Genomic DNA, 17,741 nt, shown 5'->3' on the forward strand with positions numbered 1-17,741 from the left:
CCGTCAGCGCCGCGCGGCGGTCTGGCGCAGCGCGGTGCTGGCCGCCGCGAACTGCTGGGTCGCCTGGCGCAGCAGCGACTGGTCGGACGAGACCACGAAGCAGTCGATGCCGCGCGCGCGGAACGCGAGGGCCTCGGCCTCGTTGGGCACGAACATGGCCGCGCTCACGCCGGCCGCCTTCGCCGCCCCGATGATGCGATCGCAGGCCTCGGACACGGCTGGCGCGCGGTTGTCGTCCAGGCCCATCGACAGCGCGAGGTCGGCACGGCCGATGAAGAGGCCGTCCACGCCCGGGGTGGAGGCGATGTCGAAGGCCTCGGTGACGCCGTCGGGGCTTTCGATCTGGCACAGGATCAGCGTCTGGTCGCCCGCGTCCAGCGCATCGGCCATGCGCATCGTGCCGTAGCCGGCGCAACGCGGCGAGATGGAAAAGCCCCGGCTGCCCTGGCGGTAGCGGGCGCGCGAGACCACTTCGCGGGCCTGCGCCGCGCTGTCCACGCGCGGCACCAGCAGGCCGGCGGCGCCCAGGTCGAGCACGGACTGGATGGTGGCGGGCGCGGTGTCGGGAATGCGCACCAGCACCGGGATGCCGCCGGCGCGCCCGGCCATCATGTGGCGGTCCAGCGCGAGGCGGTCGAAGGGCGCGTGCTCGGCGTCCACCACGACGAAGTCGAGGTCGGTGGTGCCCAGGATCTCGGTGATCTGGGGGGAGTCGGTTTTCACGAACGTGCCCAGTGTGAGTTCGCGCTGGCGGATGTGGCCCCGTGTTTTCATCGAGCGGTGTTTCCTGTGGATGGCGGGCGTTGTTGCCCAAGCCGCCATGGTCATGGTGCCGGTCCGGCGCGGCAAGCGCCGCGGCGCGACTTTCCGCAGGTCAGAAAGGCGCGCCGGTGTCCGGGCTGGGCGGCAGCCGCGTGGCGTAGGCCTCGCTCACGGCGGCGGCGGCCGCCTGCAGTTGCGGCGCGTACTGCGTCACCGTGGCCGGTGTCATGAGGTTGCCGAAGGTGGTCATGCCCATGAGGCCCACGACTTCGGTGCGGTGCATCACCGGCGTGGCCAGGGTGGCGGTGCGCCGCTGCGGATTGGGCTGGCGCACGGCGTAGCCCTGTTGCCGGATGGCCGCGAGTTCCTGCAGCAGCAGTTCCTCGTGGCCGAGCTGGCTGCCGCCGGGCGCGGCGCGCAGCATGTCGAACAGGATCTCGCGCTCCACTTCCGGGCAGAACGCCAGGTAGGCGCGGCCCATGGCGGTGTCGGCCAGGCCCAGGCGCCGGCCGATGGTGGTGGAGTGCGCGGCGATCGGGCTGTAGGGCATGCCGCTGTAGCGCACCACGATGGCGTCGCCGTCGAGCACGCCCAGCGCCACCGGCCACTTGATGGCCTTGGTCAGGCGCAGCGCCAGCGGCGAGCCGACCTCGACCAGCAGCGACTTCTCGGTGAAGCCGCCGCTCATCTCCAGGATCTTCTCGGTGAGCCGGTAGACGCCCACGCCGCCCTCCAGCCGCACATAGCCTTCGAGCTGCAGCGTGTGCAGGATGCGGAAGATGGTGGACTTGGGCAGCGCGGTCTGCAGGTGCAGGCTGTGCAGGCTCCAGGTCGGCTGCGTGTTCATGATCCGCAGGATCTGCAGCGCGCGCGAGATGGCCCGGATCGATCCGCTGGGGTGGTCGTCGGAGGCGTCGGGGTCGTCGGCCATGGGCATCGTCGTCGTTCCGCTCCCGCAGGGGCGGGAGGGGGAGCGGATCATACCCTTGAGCTCCATGGCGCGGCCCCGGCTCAGTACCACAGCGCCTTGTCGACGCGGTTGACGAGCGCCTGCCCGGCGAGGAAGCGTTCGCAGTTGTCGCGCAGGATCTCGTAGCGGCGCTCGTTGTAATAGGGCCCCCACATGGCCACGTGCGGCGTGATGAACACGCCGGGCTGCGTCCACAGCGGGTGGCCGGCAGGCAGGGGTTCCTGCTCGAACACGTCCAGCCCGGCGCCGCCCACCTCGCCGGCCTGCAGCGCGGCGAGCAGGTCGTCCAGCCGCGTGGTCATGCCGCGCCCGATGTTGATGAAGAAGGCGCCGCGCTTCATGCGCTGCAAGCGCGCGCGGTCGAACAGGCCTTCGGTCTCGGGCGTGTGCGGCACGGTGACGATGACGAAATCGGCGCGCGGCAGCAACCCGTCCAGCGCCTGCGCCGGGTGCAGCTCGGCCATGCCCTCGGGCGGTGAGGTGCGCTGCGCGTCGGTGCCGATCACGCGCACGCCGAAGGCCGCGAGCAGGCGCGCGGTTTCCGCGCCGATCCCGCCCACGCCCACGATCAGCGCGGTGGCCTCGGGCAGGTAGACCGTGCCCTCGTAGCGCGGCGGCTGCAGCCATTCGCCGCGCTGCTGCTGCGGGATGAAGCGGTGCAGCGCGCGCGAGAAAGCCAGCACGAAGGACAGGATGTGCGCGCTGATGTGGTCGTTGAAGATGCCGCGCACGTTGGTCACGGTCAGGCTGTGGTCGACCAGCTCGGGGAAGAAATAGCCGGTGGGCGGTGCAGCCAGCGGCGAGTGCAGCCAGCGCAGGCGCGGCGCGGCCGCCAGCAGCGCGGGCGTGAGCGTGCCCACGGCCGCGTCGGCCTGGGCGATGGCCGCCAGGGCCTCGTCGTGGGTCTCGGCGACGACGATCTTCAGCTCGGGCAAAGCCGCGCCCAGCCGCTGGGCCCAGTCGCGGGTGGCGGGGATCTGGGGCGGAAGCATCAACAGGGTGGTCGGCATGGCGGCTTACTCCAGCTTGATGCCGGCCTGCTTGATCACCTTGCCCCACTTGTCGTTCTCCTGGCGCAGGAAGGCGGCGTAGCCGTCGGGCGTGCCGCCCACGGGCGAGACGCCGCTGGCGGCCATGCGGTCCAGCAGTTCCTTGCTCTTGAGCGCGGTGTTCATCGCGGCGTTGAGCTTGTCGATGCGCGCCTGCGGCGTGCCCTTGGCGACGTGCAGGCCGACCTGCGTGGTGGCTTCGTAGCCGGGGTAGCCGGACTCGGCGATGGTGGGCACGTCGGGGTAGGCGGAGACGCGCTTGGGGCCGGTGAGCGCGAGGATGCGCAGCTTGCCCGACTTGACCTGTGGGTCGGCGAAGGAGACCGAGGCCACCATGAAGTCGATCTGACCGGTGAGCAGGTCCAGCACGGCGGCGGACTCGCCCTTGTAGTGCACGGTCCCGATGTCCAGCCCGGCCGCGATCTTGAACAGCTCGCCGGCCAGGTGGTTGGAGGTGCCGTTGCCCGGCGTGCCGTAGAACATGCCGCCCGGCTTGCCCTTGGCCTTGCCGACCAGCGCGGCCAGGTTGGGCGCGCCTTTTTCGGCGTTGACGAGGATGGTCTGCTCGATGCGCAGCACGTGGCCCACGGGCGGCAGGTCGGTGGCGACCTTGTAGGGCAGCTTGGCGTCCATCAGCGGCAGGATCACGGTGCTGCCGGTGGCGCAGAAGCAGATCGAATAACCGTCGGGCGCGGAGCGCGCCACGTTGCCGGTGGCGATGGAGCCGCCGGCGCCGGGCATGTTTTCCACCACCACCGTCTGGCCCAGGGCCTTGGCCATTTCACCGCCCACGAGGCGGCCGAACAGGTCCATGGTGCCGCCCGCGGCGAAGGGCACCACGAGGCGCACGGGCTTGTTGGGGAAGTCGTCCGCCTGGGCGTGCGCGGTGGCGGTGCCCAGCGCGAGGGCGGCGCCGGCCAGCGCGCCGAGCAGGGAACGTTGAACTGATGTCATGAATGTCTCCGGGTCTCGATGGAAGAAAGGGGAATGGATCGATGATTCCCGAGTGGCTCCAGAGGTGTCAACGAAACTCGGCCCGCTTTCCGGCAGGCAGAAAACGGCCGCGTTCGCATTGCCTCGCGGGTGCGGACCGGGTGATGATCACCGCATTCCCGATCCATTCCACGCACCCTTCATGCCATCCACGCCCGCTCCTTCGTCCCCCGGTGTCCGTCCGCGCAGCTTCGCGGCCTTTCTCGACCATCCCGCGCTCACTGTCGCGGGCAACCGCCACCGGCGCATGCGCGCGCAGAACCTCATCGTGGAGTGGATCGAGGCAGGCACCGAGCCCTTCGACGTCGAGAGCACGGCCGAGATGCTGCTGGTCTTTCCCGATGCGGGCGCGGTCATCTCGCCAGCCGGGCAGGGGCCCAGCGTGGTGGTGCCCAACGCGGGCAGCGTGTGCGTGCTGGCCGCCGGCCGCTCCAGCGTGCGGCTCGCCGCGCCCGGCACCTGCGCGGTGATCGCCTCGAACCGTCCCGACATCGAGCCCGCCACGGTGCTCAACGAGGCTGCGTATGCCGAGCCGGACGCGCGCATCAAGCCCACCGGCCGCCCCTTCCGCCGCAAGCCCGGCGCGCCGCTGGTGCAGGTGTTCGACATGGCCCAGGTGCCAGCACCGGCCGACAACCCGCGCCTGAAGATGCTGCAGACCGACACGCTGAGCATCAACTGGGTGTCGTACCACGGCGTGCGCGACCGCAAGGCCTTGAGCCCGCACAGCCACGGCGACCTGGAGCAAGGCTCGCTCGCGCTGGCGGGGAATTTCGTCCACCACCTGCGGGTGAACTGGGGCAAGGACGCCAACCTCTGGCGCGACGACGAGCACCTGGCTGCGCCATCGCCCTCGCTGGTGGTGGTGCCGGTGGACCTGGTGCACACCACCGAGGGCGTGGGCGACGGCCACCACCTGCTGCTCGACCTGTTCAGCCCGCCGCGCGAGGACTTCATCGCGCGCGGCTGGGTGCACAACGCCGGCGACTACAGCGCCAGCGCGGCGTCCGCGTGAACGCGCACCACGGTTGGCGGCGCGACACGCGCGAGCCGGCGGTGGCGCTGCCGCCGCTGTCGTGCGACTGCGCGGTCCATGTCTTCGACCCCGCGCGCGTGGACCTGCTGCTGCCCGGCCGCCGCTACGAGCCACCGGTGGCCTGGCTCGACGAGCTGCGCACACTGCACGAGCGGCTGGGCGTGCAGCGCGCGGTGCTGGTGCAGCCCTCGGTGTACGGCAACGACCACGCGGTGCTGCTCACCGCCTTGCGCGCGGACCCGGCGCGCTACCGGGGCGTGGCCCTGCTCGACGACAGCGTGTCCGACGCCGCCTGCGAAGAGCTGCATGCGGCGGGTGTGCGCAGCGCGCGCTTCAACATCCTCTCGCGCTTCGGCGCGGCCTTCGACACCACGGCCTTCCGCCGCCAGGTGCGCCGGGCCGAGGCCCTGGGCTGGAGCATCTCGCTGCACGCCACCGCCGACGAACTGGCGGCGCACGCGCGCCTGCTGCTGGACATCCGCGCCGAGGTGGTGGTGGACCATCTTGCCTACCTGAACCCGGGCGACCTCGACGGCGAGGGCTTCCGCTTCCTGCGCGAGGCCGTCACGCGCGGCCACTGGTGGGTGAAGGTTTCGCGCGTGGACCACCGGTTCGCACCGCCTTACGACGACGCGGTCGAGTTGATCCGCCGGGTGGTCGCCCTCAACCCCTGGCGCATGCTGTGGGCCACCGACTGGCCGCACCCGCTGTACGACGTGGCCACGACCACCATGCCCAACGACGCCGACCTGGTCGAGCTGCTCGCGCGCGCCGTGCCCGACGCGGCCCTGCGCGAGCAGATCCTGGTCCACAACCCCGCCCGCGTGTTCGGTTTCTCCGACGCCTGATCCCCCTTCCCGAGAAGACCCCGCCTGATGAACGCCCAACGAAACGAACCCGTCCTGATCTGGGAACGCGTGATGCCCGACGACCCCAGCATTCCCTGGCTGCGCGAGCAAGGCTTCGACGTGCGCCTGGGCAAGCCCAACCACGACCCCGGCTACCGCCGCCACCTGGAGGCCGACTTCATCGCCGACGCCCAGGGGTGCCGGGGCGTGCTGATTTCCGGCGGCATCCGCGTCACGCGCGAGGTGATGGCCGCCTTGCCCGGCCTCAGGGTGATCAGCAAGATCGGCGTCGGTGTGGACACGGTGGACGTGGCGGCCGCGAGCGACCTGGGCATTGCCGTCTGCAACACGCCCGGCGGCAACGACTCCGTGGCGGTGGCCGAGCACGCCATGACCCTGCTGCTGGCGCTGCGCAAGCAGCTGCATGTGTGGACCCGCGGCTACCTGCAGGGCGGCGGCTGGCGCAGCCCCCAGGTGTTCGCCGGCGGGCTGGACGGCAGCACGCTGGGCATCGTGGGCTTTGGCCGCATCGGCCGCGCGCTGGCGCAGCGCGTGGTGGGCTGGAACGTGCGCGTGCTGGTGCACGACCCGCTGGCCCGCGACCTGCCCGCGGGCGTGCAAGCCGTGGGCATGGACGAGCTGCTGGCGCAGAGCGACGCGGTGTCGCTGCATTGCCCGGCCTTGCCCGGCGACCGCCCGCTGCTCGATGCGGCGGCGCTGGCGCGCCTGAAGCCCGGCGCCGTGCTGATCAACACGGCGCGCGCCACGCTGGTGGATGCGCTGGCGCTGATCGCCGCGCTGGACGCCGGCACGCTGGCCGGCGCGGCCTTCGACGTGTTCGACCCCGAACCCCCGGCGCGCGACGACCCCTTGCTCGCCCACCCGCGCGTGCTGAGCACGCCGCACGTGGCCTCGTGGACCTGGGAGGGCTTCTTCGGCCGCCGCCAGCAGGCTGCCGACAACCTCGCGAAGGTGGTGCGCGGTGAAGCGGGCGCCGCCATCGTCAACGCCACGCCCTGACTCTTTTCCCGGAATTCTTCTGACATGTACATCGACCTCGACACCGCGACCGACTTCAAGCGCTCCCTCTTCAACGCCATCGTCGCGCCCCGGCCCATCGGCTGGATCAGCACCGTGAGCGCGGACGGCCGCGTCAACCTCGCGCCGTTCTCGCACTTCAACCTGGTGTCCACCGCGCCACCGGTGGTCATGTTCTCGTGCAACGCGCCCGACGACCGCGAGGTGAAGGACACCATCGCCAACGTGCGCGCCACGGGCGAGTTCGTCACCAACCTCGTGACCTGGGACCTGCGCGAGCAGATGAACCTGTCCTCGTTCAACGCGCCTCACGGCACCGACGAGTTCGAGATAGCCGGCCTCGAGAAGGCCGCCAGCCACAAGGTGCGGCCACCGCGCGTGGCGGCCTCGCCCGCCTGCATGGAATGCCAGCTGCTGCAGATCGTGAACATCGAGCCCGTCGGCCCCGGCGACACCTTCAGCAACGTGGTGTTCGGCCGCGTGGTGGCGCTGCACCTGGACGACCAGTTCATCGAGCCCAGCGGGCGCTTCGACGTGGTGCGCACCCGCCCGCTCACGCGCCTGGGCGGCAACCAGTACGCCTCCACCGGGCCCATCGTCGAGCTGGGCCGGCCCAACCCGCCCCGGGCCTGAGGCCTCAGCGCACCGCCACGCGGTGCACCGCGACGCGGGTGGCCGGCAGGGGCCGCGTGGGCACGATGTCGGCCAGCGTGACGCCGTCGAGCCGCGCCAGGAAATCCTGCAGGGCGCTGTGCAACACGCCGGTCAGGGCGCAATCGCCCGTGCGCACGCAGGTGTTGCCGCTGGAGAAACACTCGACGAGGTGGAAGTCGGGCTCCATGTCGCGCACCACCTCGCCCAGACCGATCTCGTGCGGGGCGCGGGCCAGCCGCATGCCGCCGCCCTTGCCGCGCACGGTCTCGATCCAGCCCAGCAGACCGAGGTGGTGCGTGACCTTCATGAGGTGGGCTTCGGAGATGCCATGGGCCTGCGCGGCCTCGGCGATGGTGCACAGGCGATCCGGCTGCTGCGCGAGGTACATCAGCAGCCGCAGGGCGTAGTCGGTCATGGTGGTCAGGCGCACGGCGGGCCTCCGTCGAGCACGAGGTCGGCGGGCACCTCGTCCGGGCTGTTGCTCAGCTGGTAGCCGTACCAGAGGCTTTGCGCGATGCGCTGCGCCATGGCGAAGGCCTGCTCGCCCATGGCGCGGTTGGGCAGGGCGCCGGTGGTCTCGTGAAAGAGGGCCAGCCAGCGCTGGAACAGGGCCGGGGTGAGGCCGGGCAGGGCCGCGTGGCGCGGCATGGGCGCGCCGGTGAAGCGGCCGGTGCGGCGCAGGATGGAGGACCAGAAGTCCACCAGCTGCGCGAGGTGGTTGTCCCAGTCGTGGATGTGGGCGTTGAAGATGGGGCCGAGCACCTCGTCGCGCCGCACCCGCGCGTAGAACGCATGGACCATGCTCGAAACCTCTTCCTCGGTGCAGACCGCCATGACGCCCATGATGTTTCCCGTGCACGGACCCCGCACCCTCGGCGCGCAAAAAGATCCACCTAGAATCAATCTTATGGGAGATCGGGCACCCCCGCGTGCGCCAGGGCCGCCAAAGCGGCGCTTCCTTGATCCATCTCAAGACTTCCGGAGACCCGATTGAACCCCGATGGCCAGCCTCCCGTCGCGCGCTTCGAAGGCGCCATCCGTTTCCTCGCGGCGTTCTGGCCGGCGCCGGTGCGCGTCGATGCCCACGAGCGCTGGCGCAGCGTGGCAGGGGCGGGCCTGGGCATCCTGTTCACGGCCCTGGTGAGCCGCTGGTGGGCGGGGGCGAATGCCATGGGTCCCTGGCTGGTCGCGCCGCTGGGCGCGAGTGCCGTGCTGGTGTTCGCGCTGCCCGCGAGCCCGATGGCGCAGCCCTGGTCGGTGGTGGGCGGCAACACGCTCTCGGCACTGGTGGGCGCGGCCTGCGCCATGCTGGTGCCCGACCCGGCCTGGGCGGCGGCGCTGGCCGTGGCGGCGGCGATCGCGCTCATGTTCGCGCTGCGCTGCCTGCACCCGCCGGGCGGCGCGACCGCGCTGCTGACCTCCTTGGGCGCGGTGGGTTTCCATTTCGCGGCTTTCCCGATGTTCGTGAACTCGCTGCTGCTGGTGGTGGCGGGTGTGGTCTACAACAGCCTGAGCGGGCGGCGCTACCCGCACGCCCAGGTGCGGGCCACGCACGAGCCGACCGCCGCGCCGGCCCGCTTCAGCGCGGCCGACCTGGACGCGGCCCTGGCGCACTACAACCAGGTGCTGGACGTGAGCCGCGACGACCTGGAGGAGCTGCTGCACCACGCCGAGTCGGCGGCCTACCAGCGCAACTTCGGCAGCCTGCGCTGCGGCGACATCATGACGCCCGAGCCGATCGCGGTGTCCTTCGGCACCCCGTTGCGCGAGGCCTGGGGCCTGATGCGCCAGCACCGCATCAAGGCGCTGCCGGTGGTGGATCGGGCGCGGCGCATCGTGGGCATCGTGACGGTGTCGGACTTCATGCGGCACGCCGAGCTGGACCGGCACGAGGGCATCGGCGACCGCTTCCGCGCGCTGATGCGGCGCAGCGGCACGGTGCATTCGGACAAACCGGAGGTGGTGGGCCAGTTGATGACGCGCGAGGTGCGTGTGGCCAGCATCCACCGGCACGTGAGCGAGCTGGTGCCGCTGTTCTCGGAAGGCGGGCACCACCACATTCCCATCATCGACACCGAGCGCCGGCTGGCCGGCATCATCACCGAGTCGGACCTGGTCAGGGCGCTGCACCAGGTGGCGCGGCCGGCGGACTGAGCATCAGCGCGGCGGCGTGCCGCGCGGCGATCCATTCCTCGTTGGTCGGCTCGACGGCCACCGCCACCGCGCTGCCGGGTGCGGAGATGAGCGCGGCGTTGGCTTCGTTGGCCGCCTCGTCCAGGGCCAGACCCAGGAAGCCCAGGTCGCGGCAGATGCGGCGGCGCATCTCGGCGCTGTGCTCGCCCACGCCGGCCGTGAACACCAGCAGATCCAAGCCGCCGAGCACGGCCACCAGCGCGCCGATCTCGCGCACGATGCGCCGCACGTAGAGCGCCAGCGCGGCGCGCACGCGTTCGCCGGTGAGGTCGTCGCGGTCCTCCTCGGCGAACAGCCGGCGCGGTTCGGACGACACGCCCGACACACCCAGCAGGCCCGACTCGTGGTACAGCACGCGGCCCACGTCTTCCAGACTGAGCTTCTCGATCTCCATCAGGTAGATCACCGCGCCGGGATCGAGCGAGCCGGTGCGCGTGCCCATCATCAGGCCGTCCAGCGCCGAGAAGCCCATGGTGGTGGCCAGGCTGCGCAGGCCTTGCAGCCCGCACAGGCTCGCGCCGCTGCCCAGGTGCGCGGCGATCACCCGGCCCTTCGCCAGCTCGCCATACCGCTCGGGCAGCGCCACCGAGAGGTACTCGTAGGACAGGCCGTGAAAGCCATAGCGCCGCAGACCCCGTTCCCAGGCCGCGTAGGGCAGGGGCAGCATCTGCTCGACCTGGGGCAGGGTGTGGTGGAAGGCGGTGTCGAAGCAGGCCACCTGCGGCAGCCGCGGGTCGCTGGCCAGCAGCACCTGGATCGCGTCGAGCGCGAAGGGCTGGTGCAGCGGCGCCAGCGGGATGTAGCTTTGAAGATCGGCCAGCACGGCCGCGTCCACGCGCACCGGGTCGAAGTACTGGCGGCCGCCGTGCACCACGCGGTGCGCCACCGCGCGCAGTGGCGTGGCGCCCAGGTGGGCGCGCACGCGGCGCAGGATGTGCGCCAGGGCCTCGTGGTAGGGCTGTGCGGGGTCCAGTGCCAGCGCGGTCTCGGGGGTGTCGGTGTCGGCGGTGGTGGGCTGCGGCGCGCCGATGCCGCGCACCTGGCCTTTCCAGGCCGGCTCGCGCGGCACGGTGGGGCCGCTGGCGTCGAAGAGGGCGAACTTGATGCTGGACGAACCCGCGTTGAGCACGAGCACCATGCCGCTCATGGTCGGCTGACCCGGTAGCGGTGCGCCAGCAGCACGGCGATGGCGCACGAGGCCAGGCGCGTGGCGCGCGAATCCGCGCGGCTGGTGAGCACGATGGGCACGCGCGCGCCGATGGCGATGCCCGCACTGGCCGCATGGCCCATGAACTCGAGCTGCTTGGCGAGCATGTTGCCGCTTTCCAGGTCGGGCACGACCAGCACGTCGGCACGGCCGGCCACGGGCGAATCGATGCCTTTGACGCGCGCGGCCTCGGGCGAGATGGCGTTGTCGAAGGCCAGCGGGCCATCGAGCAGGGCGCCGGTGATCTGGCGGCGGTCGGCCATCTTGCACAGGGCGGCGGCGTCCAGCGTGGCGGGCATGCGCGGGTTGATGGTCTCCACCGCGGCGAGGATGGCCACGCGTGGCAGGTCGATGCCGATGGTGTGGGCGAGTTCGATCGCGTTGCGCACTATGTCGGCCTTTTCCTCCAGGGTGGGCGCGATGTGGATGGCCGCGTCGGTGATGATGAAGGGCCGGGGGTAGGCGGGCGTCTGCATCAGGTAGCAGTGGCTCAGGCGGCGCTTGGTGCGCAGGCCGGCCGAGGCGGGCAGCACGGCACCGAGCAGTTCGTCGGTGTGCAGACTGCCCTTCATGAGCGCCTCGACCTCGCCGCGCCCGGCCAGTTCGGCGGCGCGCGCGGCCGCCGCGTGGCTGTGCGGCACGTCCTCGATGCCCAGGCCCGAGAGGTCCAGGCCGGCTTGCGCGGCCAGTTCTTCCAGCCGCGCTCGCGGCGCGACCAGCACCGGCTCGATCAGGCCGGCGTCTCGCGCATCGAGCGCGCCTCGCAGGCTGAGTTCGTCGCAGGGGTGCACCACCGCGACGCGGATGGCACCGAGCGCGCCGGCCTGTGCCAGCAGGCGGGGCAGGCCTTCGGGGGTGAGTTGCACGCCGTGGGCTGGCGGGGTGTCGGGGAGCTTCATGTCAGGCGGGTCCTGGTGCGGGAAGGCGGGGCCATGGAGATGATGGCATGCGCTCCCGCCATGGAGGCACCTCCCTAATGCCACCCGAGGGCATCGAGGCCGCCAGCGGGGTGGCTGTGGTATGTTCGTTTCGCCGCCTGGGTGGGGTGTTCTCGCAGGGAACAACGGGCGGCACCGGTACTTTCTACAGCCAGTCCAACATGCCTTCATCGCTGCGAAATGTCCCGATGACCAAGCCTTTTTCACGCCACTGGCGAAGCCTTGTTTCCGTGGCCGCTCTGCTCGCGCTGAGCGCACCGGCCTTGGCGCAGGGGCTGGACTATGCGCAGGCCCTGCAACAGGCGCAAGAGGCGTCCGGCCAGGTGCGCAACGCGCGCATGGACGTGCAGGCCAAAGACCTCAAGGCCGAGGCCCTGGCCCACCTGGGGGGCCCGGCCCTGTCGCTCTCGGGCTTTTCGGGCCGGGTCGCCACCACCTTCAACCTCGACACCTCGCCGCTGGCCAATGCCGCGGGCTCGCTGGGGTCGGTCGTGCCCGGCGGCCTGTCCATTCCGCCCATTCCCAACGCGGTGTCGGTGAACCGCACCTTCAACCTGCATTCCCTGGGCCTGAGCGCCAACTGGCCGATCTACACCGGCGGCCGGCTCGAAGCCATCCATGGGCTGGAAGCGGGCAAGGCCGACGAGGCCCGGGCCGAGGCCCGGGACGTCGAAGACAAGATGTCGACCACCGTCGCCCAGCGGTATTTCTCGCTGCAGCTCGCCACGCACGCGGTGCAGTTGCGCAGCGCGGCGGCCAAGGGCATCGCCGACCACCAGCGCGCCGCGCAGCGCCTGGAGGCGACCGGCCTGATCGCGACCGCCGAGCGGCTCAAAGCCGACGTGGCGCTCGACGGCGCGCGGCGCGACCTGGCCAGGTCGCAGAGCGACCTCGAGATCGCGCAGGTGGCGTTGACGCGCCTGCTGGGCGCGGCCTCGCCCGCGCCGCTGACCACGCCGCTGTTCGTCAACTCGGCATCGGTGGGCACGCTGCAGTCCTTCATCGACGCGGGGCTCGCCCACAACCCCGCCTGGGACAAGATCGCGAGCAAGCGGACTCAGGCCGACCAGGCCCTGAAGCTGCAGACCGGCGGCCAGCTGCCGACGGTGCTGGCGATCGGCAACTACAACTTCAACCGCAGCAGCGACAAGCTGGTGCAGCCCAACTGGGCGGTGGGCATCCTGGTGTCGGTGCCACTGATCGACCGCATCGACCGGGGCAAGATGAAAGAGGCCGCCATCCTTGATCAACAGCGCGTGAGCGCCCTGGAGGAGCAGGCGCAGCGCGACGTACCGACCCTGATCGAGAGCCAGTGGCGGGCCTTGCAGAATGCCCGCGCGCAGTTCTTGTCGATGGATTCGACCATCCGCCTGGCCCGCGAGAACCTGCGCCTGCAGACGGTGTCGTTCCAGCAGAGCCAGAGCACCTCGCTGGACCTGACCGATGCGCGCCTGAACCTGCTCAAGGTGGACACCGAGCGCGTGCAGGCCGCCTACGACTACGTCATGGCCCTGGCCCGCCTGCTGGAGGCCAGCGGCCAACCCCAGCGCCTGGCCGAATTCGCGCAGAACGCCGACATCAAGATCGCTCCCCCAGCCGAGTAAGCCCATGCCCATGCCCTCCCAAGTCCAGCGCGTCCTTCTCGCCATCCTCGGTGTGGCCGTCGTCGCCTTCCTCGCGTGGGGGCTGTGGAAGGCCTTCACGCCGCAGCCGCTGCCGCTGCAGGGCCAGATCGAGGCGCAGGAGATCAATGTGTCGTCCAAGGTGCCTGGCCGCGTCGGCACGGTGCATGTGCACCTGGGGCAGACCGTGAAGGCCGGCGATCTGCTGTTCGAACTCGACAGCCCGGAAGTGGCCGCCAAGATCGCCCAGGCGCGCGCCGCCGAGGCGGCGGCCTCGGCCGTGGCCGCCAAGGCCAATGCCGGTGCGCGGCCGGAGGAGGTCGAGGCCGCGCGCCTGAACTGGGAGCGCGCCAAGACCGGCGCGCAACTGGCCAAGACCACCCACGACCGGGTGCAGACCATGTTCGCCGAGGGCATCCTGTCCGGGCAGAAGCGCGACGAAGCCCTGGCCCAGTGGCGGGCGGCCCAGCAGCAGGCCGATGCGGCGCGGGCGCAGTACGAGATGGCGCGCAAGGGCGCGCGCCCGGAAGACAAGGCGGCCGCCCAGTACCAGGCCCAGCAGGTCGGCGGCGTGCTGTCGGAAGCGGAGGTGGCGCTGGCCGAGACGCGCATCACGGCGCCCGCCGCCGGTGACGTGAGCAAGATCCAGATCCAGCCCGGCGAGATCGCACCGCAGGGCTTCCCGGTGATCACCCTGGTCAACCTGCAGGACGTGTGGGCGGTGCTGCAGGTGCGCGAGGACGCGATGGCGGACTATGCGGTGGGCAGCCGGCACACCGCCGAGGTGCCGGCGCTGCGGCGCAGCATCGAACTGGTGGTGTCGTCGGTGGGCGTGCTGCCCGACTTCGCCACCTGGCGCGCCGCGCGACCGGGTGGGACCGATCTGCGCACCTTCGAGATCCGGCTGCGCCCAGCCAGTCCGGTGGCGCAGCTGCGACCGGGCATGAGCGTGGTCTTCCCCGCACCCTGAGCCCGCCCGTGGAGACCACCGCCAACGCGACCGGCTTCGGCCCCGTGGTCCGGCGCGAGTGGCAACGCTTGCGGCGCGATGCCTGGGACCTGGGCATGCTCACCTGGATACCGCTGGGCGTGTGCCTGCTCATCTGGTGGATGTTCGCCGCCGGCATCGCGCGCGACCTGCCGATCGTCGTGATCGACCGGGACCAGTCGAGCCTGTCGCGCTCGCTGCTGCGCCTGGTGGACGGGTCGCCGGGGGTGCGTGTGGCGGCGGCGGTCGGGAGCGAAGCCGAGGCCACGGCCTGGCTGCGCGAGCGCCACGCCTATGGGCTGCTGGTCGTTCCGGCCTCGTTCCAGCACGACATCGGGGCCGGGCGCTCGGCCACCGTGTCCTGGTTCTACAACGGGCAGTTCTCGGTGCACGCGGGCGGCCTGACCCGCGACGTGCGCACCGCCGTCTCCACGCTGAGCGCCGGCATCGAGATCACGGCGCGCGGCAAGCGCGGCGCCTCGGCGGCGCAGGCCGCGGAGCAGTTCGAGCCGATCCGCCTGCGGCTGGGCACGCTGTACAACGAGAACGCGAACTACGAGTCCTTCCTGGTGCTCGCGCTGATCCCGTCCATGCTGCAGATCTTCGTGGCGCTCGCGGCCATCACCGCGGTCGGCCGCGAGCTGCGCGCGGGCAGCGTGCCGCAGTGGCTGGAGAGCGCGGGAGGCCGCTGGGGCACGGCGGTGGCCGGCAAGCTGGTGATCCCCGCGCTGGCTTTTGCCGTGCAGGCGGTGTTGTTCGTGGTGTTCTTCGGCTTCGTGCGCGGGTGGGCGATCGAAGGCAGCGGCGCGATGATCGTCGTCGGCCTGTGGCTGTTGATCGCCGCCTACCTCGGTCTCGGCCTGCTCATGATCGCGGTCACCCTCACGCTGCGCAACGCCTTGTCGGCGGCGGCCTTCGTCACCGCGCCGGCCTTTGCCTTTTCGGGCCAGGGCTATCCCCTGAGCGCCATGCCGCCGCTGGCGCGCGCCTGGGCCGAAGCGCTGCCCTTGACCCACTACCTGCAGCTGCAGGGCAAACACTGGCTGGCCGGCGCGCCCTGGACCTATGGCGTGGGCGATGCCCTGGTCCTGCTCGGCTTTGCGGTGGTGGCCGGCGGCGCCGGGCTGCTGATCCTGAAGCAGCGGGCGGGCCAACCCTCGGCCTGGGGGCGCACATGAGCGGCCGTCCATCGCCGGGGCCCGCCAGCCTGATCGGCAGTTTCGTGGCGACCTGGCGCGCCATGCTCGGCGATGTCGGCGCCATCATGCTGCTGTTCGTGGGCGGCATCGTCTACTCGTTTTTCTATCCGCTGCCTTATTCGCGCGAGAGCGTGCAGCAGGTGCCGGTCGCGGTGGTCGACCAGGACCTCAGCGCGATCTCCCGCCAGATCACCCGTTACGTCGCGGCGCACCCCGCCGTGGACATTCGACGGGTCACGCCCGACCTTCGCGAGGCGCAGGACCTGCTCTGGAAGAACGAGATCGCCGGTGTGCTGATGATCCCGCCCGGGCTGGAGAGCAAGGTGCTGAGCGGTCGCCGGGCGGAGGTCGACATCAGCGGCAACGGCGTGTACATGATGATGAACAAGGTGGCGCTCAACGGCCTGGCCGAGGCCGTGGGCACGGTCTCGGCCGGCATCGAACTCAAGCGGCTGGCGGCCAGCACGCCCTCGGCCGCCCAGGCCATGGCCCAGCGGCAACCGGTCAACGTCAATGCGGTGGCTCTTTTCAACGTGCGCGAAGGCTATGGCGCCTACATCGTGCCTGGCGTGGCGGTGCTGATCATCCAGCAGACGCTGCTGCTGGCGATCACGCTGCTGTTCGGCACCTGGCGCGAGCGCGGCGCCTTTCCGGTGCGGCGCAGCAGCGCCGCCTATTTCGGCATGCTGCTGGCCTTCGCCACCGTGGCCTTTGCCAACAGCCTGTACTTTTTCGGCTTCGTGCTGTGGTGGCAGGACTACCCCCGGGCGGGCAATTTCGGCGGCCTGCTGCTGTTCGCGGCCCTGTTCGCGCTCTGTGTCGCGGCGCTGGGCATGCTGCTGGGCAGCCTCTTTCGCACGCGCGAGCGCAGCGTGCAACTGCTGCTGTGCACGGCCTTGCCGTTCATGTTCCTCACCGGCCTGTCGTGGCCGGTGGAAGCCCTGCCACCGGCGTTGCAGGCCTTGCGCTGGCTCGTGCCCTCGACCGCCGGCGTGCAGGGCTTCATCGCGCTGAACCAGCTGGGCGCGGGCCTGGCCCAGGTGGCGGCGGAGGCCGCCGCGCTGGCCGCCGTGTGCCTGGTGTCGACGGCGGCGGGCCTGTGGCGCTGGCGCGCCGAGGACCGTTTGGTATCTTCCAAGGTCTGAACCCGACGGCCCGCTCCGCGTGCCGGTCACCTTGAAAGGAGCTTTCGCGTGAGCACACCCGCCACCCCGCGCCACATCCTGCTGGCCACCGACCTGAGCAGCCGCAGCGACCGCGCCCTGGACCGCGCCGTGCGCCTGGCGCGCGAGTGGGACGCGCGCCTGGTCGCGCTGACGGTGGTCGAGCCCGAGCCGGCCGAGGCGCCCACCTCGGTGCTGTCGCGCGCATCGGGCCTGAGCGGCGGCACCGCGCGCCGGGCGATGGTGGAGCAGCGGCTGCGCGCCGATCTCGCGGGCGAGGACGGTGACCTGCCGCTGGTGCCCCGGGTGGAGCAGGGCGCCGTGACCGACACCGTGCTCACCGTGGCCACGGCCGAGGGCAGTGGCCTGATCGTGACCGGTGTGGCGCGCAACGAGGCGCTCAGCCGCGTGGTGCTGGGCTCGACGGTGGATGCCCTGGCGCGCCGCTCGCCCGTGCCTTTGCTCGTGGTGCGCAACCGGCCGCGCGCGACCTACAGCCACGTGATCGTGGCCAGCGATTTTTCGCCCGCGTCGCGCCACACCCTGCGCACCGCCGCCGCGCTCTTTCCCCAGGCGGAGCTCACGCTGTTCCACGCGTTCGACAACCCGTACCCCGCGATCGGCGGCGTGGACACCACCAAGGTGCGCGCCGACGGCCTGGCCCAGGCCGAACGCGAGGCCGAGGCCTTCATCCAGTCGTGCGAACTGCCCGGCGATGTGGGCCTGCGCCTGCGCACCTGGCTGGAGCATGGCGACACGGGCCTGCTGCTGCACGCCCATGGGCTGGCGCACCCGGCGGACCTGGTGGTGCTGGGCACGCAGCAGCGCCGTGGAGTGCTCGGCCTGCTGCTGGGCAGCGTGGCGCAGCGCGTGCTGGAAATGGCCGAAAACGACGTGCTGGTGGTGCCACCAGAGGCCGCCTGAGTCCAGCGGCTCCGACGAACGGGCCCGTCTGGGGCGTCAGGACAACAGTTCGGGGCGTCCGGGTGGACCGGCCCGATACCGATATTTACACTGGTGGTGTCTGAACTTTCCGCGAGCGGTGCTGTCCATTCTGCGCCCCCACCACTCCCTGACCGCC

The 17,741-nt window shown here is 71.3% G+C and carries 17 protein-coding genes and 1 pseudogene; 10 read left to right on the forward strand and 8 right to left on the reverse strand.

All coding sequences use genetic code 11. The features are described from left to right. Nucleotides 1-3: 3 nt before the first annotated feature. From AC3WPZ_RS15010 to AC3WPZ_RS15025, 4 genes are all read right to left on the reverse strand, one after another. On the reverse strand, nucleotides 4-774 hold the full coding sequence (locus AC3WPZ_RS15010) for an HpcH/HpaI aldolase family protein (RefSeq protein ID WP_382324654.1): 771 nt from the start codon (nucleotides 772-774) through the stop codon (nucleotides 4-6). 100 nt (nucleotides 775-874) lie between these two features. Beyond that, nucleotides 875-1,693, reverse strand: coding sequence for an IclR family transcriptional regulator domain-containing protein (locus AC3WPZ_RS15015; RefSeq protein ID WP_492440328.1), 819 nt, complete (start codon nucleotides 1,691-1,693; stop codon nucleotides 875-877). An 80-nt stretch (nucleotides 1,694-1,773) separates the two neighbouring features. Beyond that, a complete protein-coding gene (locus tag AC3WPZ_RS15020; RefSeq protein WP_382324658.1) occupies nucleotides 1,774-2,742 on the reverse strand; it encodes a D-2-hydroxyacid dehydrogenase in 969 nt (322 codons plus the stop codon). Between the two features lie 6 nt (nucleotides 2,743-2,748). After that, the gene (locus AC3WPZ_RS15025; protein ID WP_382324660.1) at nucleotides 2,749-3,735 is read right to left on the reverse strand and encodes a Bug family tripartite tricarboxylate transporter substrate binding protein; all 987 of its coding nucleotides are present in this window, start codon (nucleotides 3,733-3,735) and stop codon (nucleotides 2,749-2,751) included. Between the two features lie 181 nt (nucleotides 3,736-3,916). Here AC3WPZ_RS15025 and AC3WPZ_RS15030 point away from each other — a divergent pair, with 181 nt between their 5' ends. The 4 genes from AC3WPZ_RS15030 to AC3WPZ_RS15045 are packed head-to-tail and all read left to right on the forward strand — an operon-like array spanning nucleotide 3,917 to nucleotide 7,329. After that, nucleotides 3,917-4,789 carry a cupin domain-containing protein gene (locus tag AC3WPZ_RS15030; protein ID WP_382158161.1) on the forward strand — a complete coding sequence of 291 codons (873 nt, stop codon included), beginning with the start codon at nucleotides 3,917-3,919 and terminating at the stop codon, nucleotides 4,787-4,789. Beyond that, entirely contained in the window at nucleotides 4,786-5,658 is an 873-nt protein-coding gene (locus tag AC3WPZ_RS15035) for an amidohydrolase family protein (RefSeq protein ID WP_492440331.1), read from the forward strand. The genes AC3WPZ_RS15030 and AC3WPZ_RS15035 overlap by 4 nt, the downstream gene beginning before the upstream one ends. A 27-nt stretch (nucleotides 5,659-5,685) precedes the next feature. Further along, a complete protein-coding gene (locus AC3WPZ_RS15040) occupies nucleotides 5,686-6,678 on the forward strand; it encodes an NAD(P)-dependent oxidoreductase (protein ID WP_492440333.1) in 993 nt (330 codons plus the stop codon). Nucleotides 6,679-6,702: 24 nt separating this feature from the next. Further along, nucleotides 6,703-7,329: a flavin reductase family protein gene (locus AC3WPZ_RS15045; RefSeq protein WP_382158155.1), complete on the forward strand. Its 627-nt coding sequence runs from the start codon at nucleotides 6,703-6,705 to the stop codon at nucleotides 7,327-7,329. A 4-nt stretch (nucleotides 7,330-7,333) separates the two neighbouring features. Here the strand turns inward: AC3WPZ_RS15045 and AC3WPZ_RS15050 are convergent, their stop codons facing one another. Together AC3WPZ_RS15050 and AC3WPZ_RS15055 are read right to left on the reverse strand one after the other, a co-directional pair. After that, nucleotides 7,334-7,780, reverse strand: coding sequence for an RrF2 family transcriptional regulator (locus AC3WPZ_RS15050; RefSeq protein WP_492431945.1), 447 nt, complete (start codon nucleotides 7,778-7,780; stop codon nucleotides 7,334-7,336). Further along, on the reverse strand, nucleotides 7,771-8,193 hold the full coding sequence (locus AC3WPZ_RS15055) for a group III truncated hemoglobin (protein WP_382324672.1): 423 nt from the start codon (nucleotides 8,191-8,193) through the stop codon (nucleotides 7,771-7,773). Before AC3WPZ_RS15055 ends, AC3WPZ_RS15050 begins: the two co-directional genes overlap by 10 nt. 147 nt (nucleotides 8,194-8,340) lie before the next feature. Here AC3WPZ_RS15055 and AC3WPZ_RS15060 point away from each other — a divergent pair, with 147 nt between their 5' ends. After that, nucleotides 8,341-9,504: an HPP family protein gene (locus tag AC3WPZ_RS15060; RefSeq protein WP_492440336.1), complete on the forward strand. Its 1,164-nt coding sequence runs from the start codon at nucleotides 8,341-8,343 to the stop codon at nucleotides 9,502-9,504. Here the strand turns inward: AC3WPZ_RS15060 and AC3WPZ_RS15065 are convergent. Both AC3WPZ_RS15065 and AC3WPZ_RS15070 read right to left on the reverse strand, forming a co-directional pair. Further along, nucleotides 9,467-10,690, reverse strand: a complete 1,224-nt coding sequence (locus AC3WPZ_RS15065; RefSeq protein WP_492440338.1) for an acetate/propionate family kinase — start codon at nucleotides 10,688-10,690, stop codon at nucleotides 9,467-9,469. The genes AC3WPZ_RS15060 and AC3WPZ_RS15065 overlap by 38 nt on opposite strands. After that, nucleotides 10,687-11,601 (reverse strand): annotated as a pseudogene (locus AC3WPZ_RS15070) (bifunctional enoyl-CoA hydratase/phosphate acetyltransferase); the annotation flags it as partial. The pseudogene AC3WPZ_RS15070 and the gene AC3WPZ_RS15065, both read right to left, overlap by 4 nt. Nucleotides 11,602-11,918: 317 nt before the next feature. Here AC3WPZ_RS15070 and AC3WPZ_RS15075 point away from each other — a divergent pair. From AC3WPZ_RS15075 to AC3WPZ_RS15095, 5 genes are read left to right on the forward strand one after another with little or no spacing between them, the layout of a single operon-like run. Continuing rightward, nucleotides 11,919-13,292 carry a TolC family protein gene (locus AC3WPZ_RS15075; protein ID WP_444686507.1) on the forward strand — a complete coding sequence of 458 codons (1,374 nt, stop codon included), beginning with the start codon at nucleotides 11,919-11,921 and terminating at the stop codon, nucleotides 13,290-13,292. A gap of 4 nt (nucleotides 13,293-13,296) precedes the next feature. Further along, nucleotides 13,297-14,280, forward strand: a complete 984-nt coding sequence (locus AC3WPZ_RS15080; protein WP_382158144.1) for an HlyD family secretion protein — start codon at nucleotides 13,297-13,299, stop codon at nucleotides 14,278-14,280. Between the two features lie 8 nt (nucleotides 14,281-14,288). Continuing rightward, nucleotides 14,289-15,476, forward strand: a complete 1,188-nt coding sequence (locus tag AC3WPZ_RS15085) for an ABC transporter permease (protein ID WP_444686509.1) — start codon at nucleotides 14,289-14,291, stop codon at nucleotides 15,474-15,476. Continuing rightward, a complete protein-coding gene (locus AC3WPZ_RS15090; RefSeq protein ID WP_492440340.1) occupies nucleotides 15,473-16,642 on the forward strand; it encodes an ABC transporter permease in 1,170 nt (389 codons plus the stop codon). The genes AC3WPZ_RS15085 and AC3WPZ_RS15090 overlap by 4 nt, the downstream gene beginning before the upstream one ends. A 48-nt stretch (nucleotides 16,643-16,690) precedes the next feature. Then, on the forward strand, nucleotides 16,691-17,584 hold the full coding sequence (locus AC3WPZ_RS15095) for a universal stress protein (RefSeq protein ID WP_444686511.1): 894 nt from the start codon (nucleotides 16,691-16,693) through the stop codon (nucleotides 17,582-17,584). Nucleotides 17,585-17,741 lie beyond the last annotated feature (157 nt).

The organism is Hydrogenophaga sp. FW305-3-2-15-A-LB1 (assembly GCF_058787875.1).